This window comes from Mesorhizobium sp. M6A.T.Cr.TU.017.01.1.1, assembly GCF_004023115.1.
GTDB classification, from domain to species: domain Bacteria; phylum Pseudomonadota; class Alphaproteobacteria; order Rhizobiales; family Rhizobiaceae; genus Mesorhizobium; species Mesorhizobium mediterraneum.
The window spans coordinates 1-14,635 of record NZ_RZTA01000062.1; the positions used below are offsets into that span (position 1 = coordinate 1).

Below are 14,635 nucleotides of genomic sequence, written 5' to 3' on the forward strand. Positions count from 1 at the left end.
ACGTGACGCTGACCGTGGCGGCCGGACCGGTTGCCGGTTACGGCGACACCACGGTCGAGGGCACCGAAAAAGTCGACCGCGACTTCACCGAATACATGACCGGCCTGGAGCGCGGCCGCCAATATTCGCCGGAAGAGGTCGACGAGGCGCGCGACCGGCTGCTCGGGCTGGAAGTCTTCAACAGCGTGACGCTGAAGGAGGCCGACAGTCTCGACGCCGACGGCAACATCCCGATCGGCGTCGAAGTGAGCGAGCGCAAGCCGCGCTATTTCGGCATTGGCGGCACCTTTTCCAACACCGAGGGGCTCGGCCTCGAAGGTTATTGGGGCCACCGCAATCTGTTCGGCCGTGCCGAAAAGCTGCGCATCGAGGGCGCAATCAGCGGCATCGGCAGCAACGACCTGACCGAGCTCAACTACAATGCCGGCATCATGTTCGAAAAGCCGGGCGTGGTGGGGCCGGCGTCAAAATTCTTCGCCGGCGTCAACACCGTATTGGAGCATCCCGACGCCTACGACCATTTCGCGGTCAAGGGCAACACCGGTCTGTCCTATGAACTCGACAAGCAGCAGACGGTTTCTGCGGAAGTCGCGCTCGACTATTCGAAGATCACCGATTCCTTCGGCAAGCACACCTATCTGATCGCGAGCGTTCCGCTGCAATATGTCTACGACAATCGCGACAGCCGGCTGAACCCGACGACGGGATTCAGGGCGCTGGCCTATGTCGAGCCGAGCTACGACATTTTGAACGGTGCGGCCTTCGTCAAGCTGAGGGGCGAAGGATCGGCCTATCAGTCGATCGACGCGGCCTCGAAGTTCGTCTTGGCCGAACGCGTCGCCATCGGCTCGATCATCGGTGCCGGCCTTCAGGATGTTCCGGCCGACCGGCGCTTTTATGCCGGCGGCGGCGGCTCGGTGCGCGGTTATGCCTATCAGGGCATCGGTCCGAAGGACATCGACGGAGAGCCGATCGGCGGGCTTTCGTACTTCGAGACCTCGCTCGAGATGCGCATCGCCGTCACCGACACGATCGGCGTCGTGCCGTTCGTCGATGCCGGTACGGTCTCGACCGAGCAGTTCCCGGATTTTTCCGACATGAAGGTCGGCGCCGGCGTCGGCCTGCGCTATATTACGCCGTTCGGACCGCTGCGTGTGGATGCGGCGGTGCCGCTCAACCGGGGTCCCGACGACCCGCGTTTCGGCATCTATGCCGGCATCGGCCAGGCGTTCTGATGACAATGTTCAAGCGCATCCTCCGCATTGTCCTTTACACGCTGCTCGTCCTGGTGGCGGCGGTGGTCGGTGCGCTCGTCGTGCTGACCAAGACCGAGCGCGGCCGCGACAATCTCGCCGGCCTCATCTCGACCATGGCGTCGACCGATGACCGGAAGGTCACGGTCAGCGGCATCGACGGCATCTGGTCCGGCGCGCTGACCGTCGACCACGTGGTGCTGGAGGATCGCCAGGGCGCCTGGCTGGTGGCGCGCAAGGTGGCCGTCGACTGGTCGCCGCTGGCGCTTCTGTCAAAAAGCTTCAGCGCCGGCCGCATCGCCGCCGATCGCATCGAGCTGGCGCGATTGCCGGTGGCCGGCACGCAGCCGAGCCAAGGTGGTGCCACCACACTGCCGGTGTCGCTCGACATCAAGCAGATCGACCTGCCAGAAATTGCGCTCGGGCAGGCCCTGGCCGGCAGCGGCATCGCAGAGCTGGCGGCCAAGGGTGCGTTCAAGGCCGACGCGGCGCCACTGGCGCTCGAAACCAACCTCAACATCACCCGCCACGACGGCAAGCAAGGCAAGGTCGACGCCAACATCCATTTTGCGCCCGCCGACAACAAGCTCGACCTCGATCTGAAGGCGTCCGAGCCGGCGGGAGGCATCATCGCCAATCTGCTCAATTTGCCGGATACGCCTCCGGTCGACATCGTCGTCACGGGCACGGGGCCGGTCGCCAACTGGAGCGGCATCGGTACCTTCGTCGTCGACGGCCAGATCGTCACCCAACTCACCGGCCGCCACCAGCTCACCGACAAGGGCAACTATGTCGAGGCCAAGGGCGATGGCGACTTCCAGCGCTTCATACCCGACAATCTGAAACCCTTGTTTACCGGCAAAACCAGCTTCGACCTCGCCGGAACCGCGATCGTGACGGGCGGCGTCGAAGTCGAGCGCGCCAATATCGACAGCGATGCCGTGCATGGCACCGCCGCGGGCATCATCGACCCCAATGGCGCCAGCGATCTTTCGGTGGAGCTCGCCGCCAAGGGTCCGCCGATTGTGCTCAGCCTCGGCACTGCGGCGCAGCCAGTGACCGTCGCGATCACCGGCGCCACAGCCCGCGCGTTCGGCGGCGGCAAGGCGCCGATCGTCGACATCGGCGCGTCTCTGGTCTCTGTGGTGGCGGGCGGCACGCGGGTGGACGATCTGACGGCTGAAATCCATTCCGACGGCTTCGACATCCAGGACCGCAGCGGACCGGTCACCATCAAGCTTGCGGCCGGTGGCCTGAACACGGACGTGGCGACGCTGGCGCCGCTGGTGACCGGCAGGGTGACAGCGGACCTCGCCGGATCGGTCAGCAAGGCCGAGATCGTCGTCGATCAAGGCACGCTGCGCAGCGACGCGCTCAATGCCTCAGTGACGTCCAGGGTGACGCTGGCCGATTTGGCGATGACGCTCAAGATGAATGCCGATGCCGTCTCGACCGCGCTGCCGCCGCAGATCCGCTCGGTTCTCGGCGAGCGTGTGACATTCTCGGCGACGGCGACCCGCGATCCGCAGGGTTCCTTTGCCGCCAATGCGCTGCAATTCACTTCGGGCACGCTCAGCGCCAGCGGCACCGCCAGCGCGACGGGCACCGACATCCAGGCCGACATCAAGGGCACGCTCGGTGACGTTTCGGTGCTGTCGCCCATGGTTGGCATACCCGTCGGCGGGGCCGTCGATTTCGCGCTGACGGCGAGCGGCGCGCGCACGGCGCCGGATTTCTCGGTCTCGGCCGACAGCGACAGCCTGACGGCGTCCGGTCATACGGTCAAGGCGATCAAGCTGGCGGCGACCGGGAAGGCCGACATCGCCAACCCCGTCGCCGATGTCTCACTGACCGGATCCGTCGACGACCAGCCGCTCGATCTCAGGGCATCACTGGTCACGCGTGACGGAAAGCGTTCCATCAACGGGCTTAGCGTGTCGCTGGCCGACAACAAGATCTCGGGTGATCTCGCTCTCGACGACAGCTTGCTGCCGCTCGGGACGTTGACACTCGAAGCGTCCGATATCGGCCCGCTGGCCGCACTTGCCGGTCAGGCGGCGGCGGGCGACGTGCAGGGCAGCATCCGCCTCTCGAATGATGGCGGCGCGCCGATGGTTGCGATCGATATGACGAGCGGGTCTATTTCGCGCGGCGATCTGGCGGCGAAGACCATTGCCGTCAACGCACTGGTCGCCAACTATCTCAAGGCCCCGGCGATCTCCGGCTCGATCAAGGCCGATACGGTCACATCCGGGGCCACCGTGATCAGCGGCATCGGGGTCGATTTGAAGCGTGACGGCGACTGGACCGGGTTTTCCGGCGGCGCCACCGTATCTGGCATTCCGGCCACAGCCGAAGGCCGGGTGAAGATCGCGGACGGCACGACCAGCGTCGAGATCGCCTCGGGCGAAGCGACCATCCGCGGCATCAAGGCAGCGATCACACAGCCGTCGAGCTTGAGCATCGCCAATGGCACAGCCAGCATTGAGAGGCTGATGCTCGATGTCGGCGGCGGATCGGTGTCCGTGTCCGGCACTGCCGGCCAGACGCTCGACCTCGCGGCAGAGTTTTCAGCGCTGCCGGCCGCCCTTGCCAATGATTTTTCCCCCGGCCTCGACGCCGCGGGCACACTCCGCGGAACGGCGCAAGTGACGGGACCGTCGGCTGCCCCCGACATTCGTTTCAATGCGCAACTCAACGGTGCCGAAACCAGCCAGACACGCCAGGCGGGACTCGGTCCGCTCAATGTCGATGCGGCAGGCAGTTTCTCGGCCGCCGGCGGCATTGCCATCGATCAAGCGACGCTCGCCGGTGACAAAATTTCGGGCAAGGCCGCCGGCACTATCAATCCAAACGGCGCCAGCGATTTTGCGCTCGACCTAGCCTCGACCGGCCCGAGCCTGCCGTTGGCGCTTGGCAGCACTGAGAGCCCGGTCAAGCTTGAGCTGCAGGCGCTATCGGTAAAGGCTGCGGGGCAGGGCACGCAGCCGAAGCTCGATATCTCCGCTGTCCTGCCTTCGGTCGCGACGAACTTTACCAAGGTCGAGAGGCTCACCTTGGCATTGCACTCGGACGCCTTCGACGTGAAAAGCCGGACAGGGCCGATCTCCGGCACAGTGACGGCGGACAAGATCGGCTTGGACAATCCGACCATCGCGCCGCTGATCGCCGGCAAGATCACCGCCAAGGTCGCGGGCAGTCTCGCCGCTGACACCATCGTCATCGACAGCGGGTCGGTGACGGGCGACGCGCTGAACACCGGCTTCAAAGGAAGGGTCTCGCTGGCCGACGGCGCCATCGATCTCAACCTTAGGGCGGATGCGGCTTCCGCAGCGCTGCCGGCGACAGCGCGCGGTGTGCTCGCGGAGCGGACGGAACTCAGTGCCGCGTTGAAGCGTGACGCCAATGGCAATGTCACCGCCAATGCGATCCGGCTGGTGTCCGGCGCGCTGACCGCCGACGGGCAGGCCAGCCTTGCCGACAACAAACTCGCCGCCGACATCAAGGGCGCGCTGGCCGACATCTCGCTTCTATCCGGGGATGCCAAGGGCGCCATCGCTTTCGCGCTGAACGCGCAAGGCGCGAGCACGGCGCCCGACCTGTCGCTGACGGTCAACAGCGACCGGCTTTCGGTGGCCGAACGCGAGATCACCGGCCTGAGGCTCACCGCCACCGGCAAGGCCGATGCCGCCAACCCGGCGGCGAATGTGCAACTGACCGGAAATGTCGCGGGCCAGGCCCTGCAAGGCAGTGCCGTGCTGGCGACGTCCGACGGCAAGCGCGCCATCAACGGGCTTCTGCTGTCGCTCGGCAAGAACCGGATATCGGGCGACCTGGCACTTGATAATGCCTTCGTGCCTGATGGCACCGTGGCGCTCGACCTGCCTGATATCGGACCGCTCGCAGCGCTTGCGCTGGAAAAGGCGGAAGGCGACGTGCGCGGCACGATTGTCTTCTCGAAGACCGGCAATGCGCCTGAAGTCACCATCAAGGCTTCGACGGCTTCGATTTCGCGCGGCGATCTTTCGGCAAAGACGGTCACAATCGATGCGCAGATCGCCAATTATCTCGCCGCGCCAGTGATCTCCGGAAAGATCCGTGCCGACAGCGTCACCTCCGGCGGCACCGTCATTCGCGGCATCGATGTCGACCTCAAGCGCGAGGCCGACTGGACCGGCTTTTCCGGCGGCGCCACCGTCAAGGATATTCCGGCCAGGGCCGCCGGCCGCGTCAGGATCGCCAGTGGCACGACGACGGTCGAGCTCACCTCCGGCGAGGCGACCATGCGTGGCATCAAGGCGGCGATCGCCCAGGCCTCGACCATCACCATCGCCAACGGCACCACCAACCTGGACAGGCTCGTGCTCAACCTCGGCGGCGGCACGGCGACGGTCACGGGCAAAGCTGGGCAGGCGCTCGATCTCAACGCGACGCTGGCCCGGGTGCCGATCTCGCTCGCCCACAGTTTCTCGCCGGGCCTCGATGCCGCCGGCTCGATCTCGGGCACGGTTAAGGTGACGGGCGCGCCGGCCAATCCGGCCGTTGCCTTCAAGATCGACGCCGCAGGCGTCCAGACGTCGCAGACCCGCGGTGCCGGTTTCGGCGGCATGGGTGTTTCGTCCTCCGGCACATATTCGGGCAACAGACTGGCCTTCGACGCCGACATGAGCGACGGCGCCGGCCTCGGTCTCAAGGGCGGCGGCACGATGACGACATCAGGCACGCCCACCCTTGATCTCGACTTCTCCGGCAAGGTGCCGTTCGCCTTCCTCACTCGGACACTCGCTGCGCAAGGCCTGTCCTTGAGCGGCACGGCCGACGTCAATTTGCAGGTGCGCGGCCCGGCGACATCGCCGGTGATCTCAGGCACGGTCCGCACGTCAGGTGCCCGTTTGATCGATGCACGCTCGGGCCTTGCGATCAACGATATCGCCGCCGATGTCGCAATCGGCGGCGGCGTCGCCAGAATCAACCGCCTGACCGGCACGCTGTCGACGCGCGGCAGCCTGTCTGCCAGCGGCACCGTCGGCATCGTTCCGGCGCAAGGTTTTCCGGCCGACCTGACGGTCAAGCTCGTCGACGGCCGCTACACCGACGGCAGGGTGGTCACCGCCAATCTCGGCGGCGACCTGACTATCAGGGGTCCGCTCGCATCGGCGCCGGTGATTTCGGGCACGGTCAACCTGGCCAAGACCGTCATCACCGTTCCCGAAAAACTGCCGGGCTCGCTGGCGGCGCTCGACGTCAAGCACAAGAATGCACCGGCCGCCGTGCGCGCGCAGGACAAGGCGTTGCGCCCGGCGACGGCGAGCGGCAGCAGCGGTGGCAGCGGCCTCAATCTTGATGTCACGGTCAACGCGCCGAGCCAGATATTCATCCAGGGCAGGGGCGTCGATGCCGAGCTTGGCGGCTCGCTGCGGCTGACCGGCCCGGCGTCGTCGCCGCAAGCGGTCGGCACCTTCACCTTGCAGCGCGGGCGGCTGACGATCCTTGCCAAGCGGCTGACCTTCACCGAAGGCACGGTCGGCTTTTCAGGGTCTCTGGTGCCTTATCTCAACCTCACAGCGACATCGACGACGAGCAGCGCCACCGTCACCATCGTGGTATCGGGCGAGGCGACCAATCCGAAATTCAATTTCTCGTCGGTGCCGGCGCTGCCGGAAGACGAGGTTCTGGCGCAACTGATTTTCGGCCGCTCGATGTCGAACCTGTCGCCGCTGCAGATCGCCCAGCTTGCCGAAGCCGCCGCGCAACTGGCCGGTGTCGGCGGCTCGACGTCGCTGCTCCAGAACCTGCGCAGCGCGATCGGCGTCGACGATCTCGACGTCATCACGGACGAGGAGGGCGGCACCGCGGTCTCGGCCGGCAAATATCTCAACGACCGCACCTATGTGACGATCCAGAAAGGCGACAAGCCGGGTTCGGGCAAGGCGGCGATCGATCTCGACGTCGGGCGCGGCGTCAAATTGCGCGGCGAGGCCACCGACGCCGGCGAAGCCAAGGGCGGCGTTTTCTACGAGCGCGAGTACTGAAGCCTGCCGCCGCCGCCGTTTTTGCACGACATCCGCGATCAACTGGCGCCGTGCAGACCTTCGCGCATGACCCCGAAAATCGAAATCGATTTTCGGCAAAAGATTATGCGCAAAATCAAAGCGCTACAGCGTCCTTTGCGCGTCCACGAGGACGCGCGGCGCTGTAGTGAATGTCTCAGTTTAATCGATGCCGGATATTCGAGCGAAATCTGCCGGGCAATAGCAATTTTGCGCCAAGACTGTCGTTATCACGCGAACTGCTTCCCTTCCAAAGTTGCACATTCCTTGGCATGTTCCCAATCCGTGCCGTTTTTGACATCATGGCCCGGATGCGGAATGGTAAAAGGCAGAAAGCCAACAATGGGAGTTCGTGATGACAATCTACAAGAGTAATGGCGATCGCGTTCCGGATCACATCCACGTAATGGCCGAAGAAGCCAGGGCCGGACGTGTCGATCGCCGCGAGTTTCTCGCTTTGGCCAGCGTCTTCGGCGCGTCCACGGCGATGGCCTATGGCATGCTCGGCCTCGCCGACCCGACGCCGGCGAGAGCGCAGGACGTGGAGGGCAAGAAGGGCGGCATATTGAAGGTCGCTATGTGGATCAAGGATCCGAAGGATCCGCGCAAGGCCGACTGGTCGGAAATCGCTAATGCCGAGCGCCAGGCGCTCGAGCCGTTGGTCAAGTACACAAACGAATACACGTTCCGCCCCTACCTGCTCGAGAGCTGGGACGTCAACGACGATGCCACCGAGTACACGCTGCATGTGCGCAAGGGCGTCACCTGGAACAACGGCGATCCGTTCACCGCAGACGATGTCATCTTCAACTTCAAGCGTTGGGCCGACAAGAAGGCCGAAGGCAATTCCATGCCCGGCCGTCTCGGCTCGCTGGTCAAGGACGACAAGCTGGATGAGAGCGCAGTCACCAAGGTCGACGATTTGACGGTGAAGCTGAAGCTCAGCACGCCGGATATCGCCCTCATCCCCAACGTGTGCGACTATCCCGGTCTCGTCGTCCACAAGACCTTCGACGAAAAGGGTGGCGATTTCAAAGCCTGCCCGATCGGCACCGGCCCCTTCGAGCTCGTCTCCTACGATGTCGGCCAGAAAGTCGTCTACAAGCGCCGCGAAGACAACAAGTGGTGGGACGGCGAGGTCTTTCTCGACGGCATCGAGTTCATCGACTACGGCACCGATCCGGCGGCCACGGTCAGCGCCTTCGAATCGGGAGAGGTCCATACCAATTTCGAGACGTCAGCCGACTATGTGTCGATCCTCGACGGTGTCGACCTGGTCAAGTACGAGGTGGTCACCGCAGCGACCATCGTCTGCCGCACCAACGTGGCCAACAAGCCTTATGATGATCAGAAGGTCCGCAACGCGCTGCAGCTCGCAGTCGACAACGCTGTCGTGCTCCAGCTGGGGGGTGGCGATGCCGGTACTGTCGCCGAAAACCACCATGTCGCCCCGATCCATCCGGAATATTACGAGCTGCCGAAGATTGCCCGCGATCCGGCTAAGGCAAAGGCGCTGATGGAGGAAGCCGGGCAGGCCGATTTCGAGCACGAGCTGATCACGGTCGACGAAGACTGGCACAAGAACACCGGCGATGCGATCGCCGCGCAGATGCGCGACGCCGGCATCAAGGTGAAGCGCACGGTGCTGCCGGGTTCGACGTTCTGGAACGACTGGACGAAGTATCCGCTGTCGATGACCAACTGGAACATGCGGCCGCTCGGCGTCCAGGTTCTGGCGATCGGCTACCGCACCGGAGAAGCCTGGAACGAAACTGCCTGGTCGAATCCCGAGTGGGATGCCAAGCTCAACGCCGCGCTTTCGGTCGCCGACGCCGCCAAGCGCAAGGAGATGATGAAGGACATCGAGCAGATCCTGCAGGATTCCGGCATCATCATCCAGCCCTACTGGCGCAAGCTGTACAGCCATTCGGTCGCGGCGGTTAAGAACTACGCCATGCACCCGACCTTCGAGCGCGATTACGGCAAGGTCTGGCTCGACGAGGCCTGATCGGATCGATCGTGGAAGGGGCGGTTCGCCCCTTCCACCCACGCCATGCATGATCCCACAACCGAAAGTCGGCGCAGCAAAAAAGCGCAAACTCTTCGGATGAGGGCGTGCAATAAGACAGGGTTGATCGCATTCTGAGGGTCCGTTTGACAGCCAGCTCCGCCGATAGCGGCTGAGCTGGTTCCAAGCCGGCCTCAACCCCAACCAGACCGGCAGGGGACCGCCATGCTTTCTTTCATCCTTCGACGCCTCGGCACCATGGCATTGACGATGCTGTGCCTGACGTTGGTCGTGTTCTTCCTGATCAATCTCGACCCCAATCTGAAAAAGCTGGCGATTAGCCAGACCGAAATGCACACCTCGGCCGAGCAGCTCGAAAGCTGGCTGGTCAATCATGGCTACCGCCAGAATTTCTTCTCCCGCTACGGCCAATGGCTGGGTGTCGTGCCCAAGCAGCCGGTCACAGACCCGGCAACGGGCAAGCCCGGGCGACGTTTTTCCTTCTGCAACGATCCTGTCGAGCCGACGTTCTCCGGCGTGTTGCAGGGCGATTTCGGCTGCTCGACCAAGTTCAAGACGACGGTCGCGTCGAAGCTTTTCCCGGCGCTCGGCGCCACCGGCATCCTGATGTTCTGGGTGCTTGTGGTGATGGTGCCGATTTCGCTTCTGATCGGCATCCTCGCCGGCATGCGCGAGGGGTCGCGAACCGATCGGACATTGTCCGTCGCCTCGATCGCCTCGACGGCGACGCCCGAATATGTGTCGGGCGTCATTTTTACCGTCATCTTCGCCTCATGGCTCGGCCTGCTGAACGGTTCGGCGGCTTCGGCCAGCCGGGGCATCACCTTCTACAACTTCACGCTGCCTGTCATGACGCTGGCGATCTACGGTATCGGCTACATCGCCCGCATGACCCGCGCCTCGATGGTCGAGGTGATGACGCAGCAATATATCCGCACCGCCCGGTTGAAGGGCCTCTCCTTCGGCAGCGTCGTGGTCAAGCACGCGCTGCGCAACGCGCTGATCGCGCCGTTCACTGTCATCATGCTGCAATTTCCCTGGCTGCTCACCGGCGTCGTCATCGTCGAGGTGATGTTCCGCTATCAAGGCTTCGGCTACACGCTGGTCGAGGCGGCCGGCAACAACGACATCGATCTTTTGCTCGGCTGCTCCCTGGTCTCGGTGTTCATCGTCCTGATCACGCAGCTCATTTCCGATGTCGGCTATGCGTTTCTCAATCCGCGTATCAGAGTTCAATAGGGGATCGGGCGGATGCAGCTTGAATATATCGGCGCCTTCAACGTGGTGCTTGGCGTGCTTGCGCGTTTCTGGCCGGTCTGGATCGCTCTCGTCCTGGTGATGGGGGCGAGCTTCGCCTACAAGAAGAGGCTTGGCCTCTACGGTCAGCTGTTCGACAGTAGCGTCGGCATCGTCGGCGTCGGCATCTGCCTATTCTGGCTGTTCACGGCGATCTTCGCGTCGACCATCTCGCCCTTCAATCCGCTTGTCCAGATCCCGATCATGAAGGACGCGCTGCCGGGCGCGGTCGAGCCGCAATCCGGACTTGTCTACCTGTTCGGCGGCGACAAGCTTGCCCGCGACGTGTTCAGCCGCATGGTCTATGGCAGCCAGATCGTGCTGATCATCGCGCCGGCGGCGACCGGTTTCGCGCTGATGGTCGGCATCACGCTCGGCCTGCCGGCCGGCTATTACGGCGGCAGGATCGACACCGTGCTGTCCTTCCTCGCCAATCTGGTGCTCGCGTTCCCGGTGATCCTCCTGTTCTACCTCTTGGTGACGCCGGGCATCATGGAGACACCGATTCCCTACATGATGGCCGGCCTGTTCTTCCTGTTCCCGATCATCTTCTTCAGCGTGCTATTCTGGACGCGCTACAAGAAGCGGCCCGACCGCCTGTACATCCTCCTGGGGCTGACGCTGATCATTGGCGGCTGGGTCTACGCCGGCCTCGTCTTCGACGCCGACCCGTTCAGGATCATCCACATTGATCCCAACCAGCTCAACATCTTCGTGGCGGTGGTGTTCGCGTCCAGCCCCGGCGTGTTCCGCATCGTGCGCGGCCTGGTCATGGACATCAAAACGCGCGACTATGTGGCGGCGGCGCAGACGCGCGGTGAATCGCCCTGGTACATCATGCTGTGGGAGATACTTCCCAATGCGCGCGGGCCGCTGATCGTCGATGCCTGCCTTCGTATCGGCTACACCACGATCCTGCTCGGCACGCTCGGCTATTTCGGCTTGGGGCTGGCGCCAGAGAGCCCGGACTGGGGCACCGCGATCAAGGATGCCAGCCGGCTGCTGCGGTCCTTCATCCATCCGGCGCTGCCGCCGACGATCGCGCTGATGTCGTTCGTGCTGGGCCTTAATCTCCTGGCAGACTCGCTGCGTGAACAATCGATGAAAGATTGATGGACGGGTCTTCGACCCTACTTAGAAGAACCAGGATTGGAGCGACCCATGAATGAGGCAGTTCGAAATCCCGCCAAGCCGACCAATGGGCCGATCATCGAGATCGAGAACCTGTCGATCTCCTTCTTCACCCGCAAGGGTGAGATACCGGCCGTTATGGACTTCTCCTGCACGGTCATGCCCGGCGAAGCGATGGGCATCGTCGGCGAATCCGGCTGCGGCAAGTCGACCGTGTCGCTCGGCATCATGCGCGACCTCTCCAACATCGGAAAGATCGTCGGCGGCCGGATAAAATTCCAGGGCAAGGACATGGGCGAACTGTCCGACGAGGAACTGCGCGCCATCCGCGGCAACAAGATCGCAATGATCTACCAGGAGCCGATGGCCAGTCTGAACCCGGCGATGAAGGTCGGCCAGCAACTGATGGAAGTGCCGCTGATCCACGACAAAGTGTCGAAGGAAGAGGCTTATAAACGCGCGCTGGAAATGGTGCGCTCGGTCAGGCTGCCCGATCCCGAGCGCATGATGCGCTCCTTTCCGCACCAGCTTTCCGGTGGCCAGCAACAGCGCATCGTCATCGCCATGGCGCTGCTGTCGAAGCCGGCGCTGCTCCTGCTCGACGAGCCGACGACCGCGCTCGACGTGACGGTGGAAGCCGGCATCGTCGACCTGGTCAAGGGGCTCGGCGAGAAGTTCGGCACCTCGATGATCTTCGTGTCGCACAATCTCGGCCTGATCCTGGAAACCTGTGACCGCATCACGGTGATGTATTCGGGCGAAGCGGTGGAGACCGGCAAGATCAAGGACGTCTTCGACCGAATGCGCCATCCCTACACGCAAGGCCTATTCCGCTCGATCCCGCTGCCCGGCGCCGACAAGAATTCTCGGCCTCTGATCTCTATACCGGGGCAACTGCCGCTGCCGCACGAGCGGCCGAAGGGCTGCAATTTCGGCCCCCGCTGCCACCATTTCGTCGAGGGCGTCTGCAACGCCGCCGAAATCCCGATGATCGCTGTCGACGGCCATGAAGGCCATTTTTCGCGCTGCGTGCGCTTCAACGAGATCGACTGGGAAGCGCTGCCGCCCGGCGCCAAGAAGGTCAACGAGCGCGTCGAGCCCGGCGCGCCGGTGCTCAAGATCGAGGACCTCAGGAAATACTATAAGGTCGGCGGCAGCGAAGTGTTCGGGTCAAGCGAAGGCCGCGTCGTCAAGGCCAACGAGACGATCTCCTTCATGGCACGCGAATCCGAGACCGTCGCCATCGTCGGCGAGTCCGGTTGCGGAAAGTCGACGCTGGCCAAGGTGCTGCTCGGGCTGGAGACGGCAAGCTCCGGCACTGTGACGCTCGGCAACAAGCGGATCGAGTCGACCGGCGTCGAGAAGCGCAGCGTCGAGACGGTGTCGTCGATCCAGATGGTGTTCCAGAATCCGTTCGACACGCTCAATCCCAGCCACTCGGTAGGCTCGCAGATCATCCGCACGCTGGAAAAGTTCAACGTCGGCAACACCGTCGCCGACCGCCGCAAGCGCATGCTGGAGCTTCTCGACCTGGTGAAGCTGCCGCGGGCGTTCGAGACCCGCAAGCCGCGCCAGCTTTCCGGCGGCCAGAAGCAGCGCATCGGCGTGGCGCGGGCCTTTGCCGGCGACGCCAAGGTGGTGGTAGCCGACGAGCCGGTCTCGGCGCTCGACGTGTCGGTGCAGGCGGCGGTGACCGAGCTTTTGATGGACATCCAGCGCAAGAACAAGACGACGATGCTGTTCATCAGCCACGATCTGTCGGTGGTGCGCTACATCGCCGACCGGGTCGTCGTCATGTATCTCGGTTATATCGTCGAGCAGGGCACGACCGACCAGATCTTTTCGCCGCCCTATCATCCCTATACCGAGGCGCTGCTGTCGGCGATCCCGATCGCCGACACCAGTGTGATCAAGAAGCACATCGTGCTGGAGGGCGACATTCCGTCAGCGATGAACCCGCCGACCGGCTGTCCGTTCCAGACGCGATGCGGCTACAAGAAGCTGGTGCCGGACAATCTTTGCGAGACGCAGGTGCCGCCGGTCAAGCATCTCGGCGACGGCCATATGAGCTTGTGCTGGCTTGCCGACGATGTGCTGGCGAAAATGGAGCCGGTGATCAAGTTCGACAAGGAGCATGCCGCCAATGAAGGCGTGCCGGACGACGCGCCGCAAGGTGTGGGTCCGGGCTTTGCCGGCACCCCGCCCAAGCGTCCACATGGAAAGCGGCCGAAGCTGACGGAGGGTTAGATCCGTGGCGCCGTCAACGCGCGCACTGGCGTAGCTGCGCGGCGTAGTCCTGCGCCATCTGCTCGGTGGCCCGCGCGTAGCGCTGCACGCCGGCGTCGCCGCGATTGCCGCGGCCGTAGGCTGTCCAGCCGAGATAATAGGCTAGATAGAGATTATAGGTGTCGTTGCGGGCGATGCCGAGCGTGTCTGATGTCTTGGAATGGTACCAGCCGACGAAATCGACGGCATCGGCAAACCTGGTGCGGCGCGCCGCCCAGCTGCCCGTCTCGCTCTGGTACTGCGCCCAGGTGCCGTCGAGCGCCTGCGAGAAGCCGGTGGCGCTGGAGACACGTTTCCAGGGAATGAAGCCGAGAAGCTTGGTGCGCGGCGGCCTGGCATTGCTCTTGAAGCCGGATTCCTTGCGCACCGTCGCCATCAGCACAGGAACTGGCACACCGTATTTCTGCTCGGCGCGTTCGGCCGCTGCCTGCCAGTTGTCAAACCAACCGTCATTCTGGTCGAAGACGGCGCAGACATCGTTGATATGGCTCGGCGGCGTCGCGCAGGCCGACAGCACGAGCAGCACGGTAACAGCTACAATTTTACTAAAACTTGACCTACGCATCGGAGGAGGATTAGGCCGAAAACAT

General features: G+C 63.7%; 7 protein-coding genes. 6 read left to right on the forward strand and 1 reads right to left on the reverse strand.

Translation table 11 applies throughout. From position 1 onward, the window contains the following. The 6 genes from EOB36_RS19710 to EOB36_RS19735 all read left to right on the forward strand — a co-directional run. Nucleotides 1–1,235 (forward strand): autotransporter assembly complex family protein (locus EOB36_RS19710; protein ID WP_164897560.1); only part of this gene is annotated, 1,235 nt, incomplete at its 5' end. Continuing rightward, the gene (locus EOB36_RS19715; protein WP_128285501.1) at nucleotides 1,235–7,285 is read left to right on the forward strand and encodes a translocation/assembly module TamB domain-containing protein; all 6,051 of its coding nucleotides are present in this window, start codon (nucleotides 1,235–1,237) and stop codon (nucleotides 7,283–7,285) included. The genes EOB36_RS19710 and EOB36_RS19715, both read left to right, overlap by 1 nt. 373 nt (nucleotides 7,286–7,658) lie before the next feature. After that, complete coding sequence (locus EOB36_RS19720) at nucleotides 7,659–9,311, forward strand: ABC transporter substrate-binding protein (RefSeq protein ID WP_127205702.1); 1,653 nt, start codon at nucleotides 7,659–7,661, stop codon at nucleotides 9,309–9,311. A 225-nt stretch (nucleotides 9,312–9,536) separates the two neighbouring features. Beyond that, the gene (locus EOB36_RS19725; RefSeq protein ID WP_095482910.1) at nucleotides 9,537–10,571 is read left to right on the forward strand and encodes an ABC transporter permease; all 1,035 of its coding nucleotides are present in this window, start codon (nucleotides 9,537–9,539) and stop codon (nucleotides 10,569–10,571) included. 12 nt (nucleotides 10,572–10,583) lie between these two features. After that, complete coding sequence (locus tag EOB36_RS19730) at nucleotides 10,584–11,741, forward strand: ABC transporter permease (RefSeq protein ID WP_095482909.1); 1,158 nt, start codon at nucleotides 10,584–10,586, stop codon at nucleotides 11,739–11,741. Between the two features lie 48 nt (nucleotides 11,742–11,789). Further along, nucleotides 11,790–14,006, forward strand: a complete 2,217-nt coding sequence (locus tag EOB36_RS19735; RefSeq protein ID WP_128285502.1) for an ABC transporter ATP-binding protein — start codon at nucleotides 11,790–11,792, stop codon at nucleotides 14,004–14,006. A 13-nt stretch (nucleotides 14,007–14,019) separates the two neighbouring features. On the opposite strand, the gene EOB36_RS19740 is transcribed toward EOB36_RS19735, so the two are convergent. Continuing rightward, a complete protein-coding gene (locus EOB36_RS19740; protein ID WP_095482907.1) occupies nucleotides 14,020–14,610 on the reverse strand; it encodes a transglycosylase SLT domain-containing protein in 591 nt (196 codons plus the stop codon). Nucleotides 14,611–14,635: the final 25 nt, after the last annotated feature.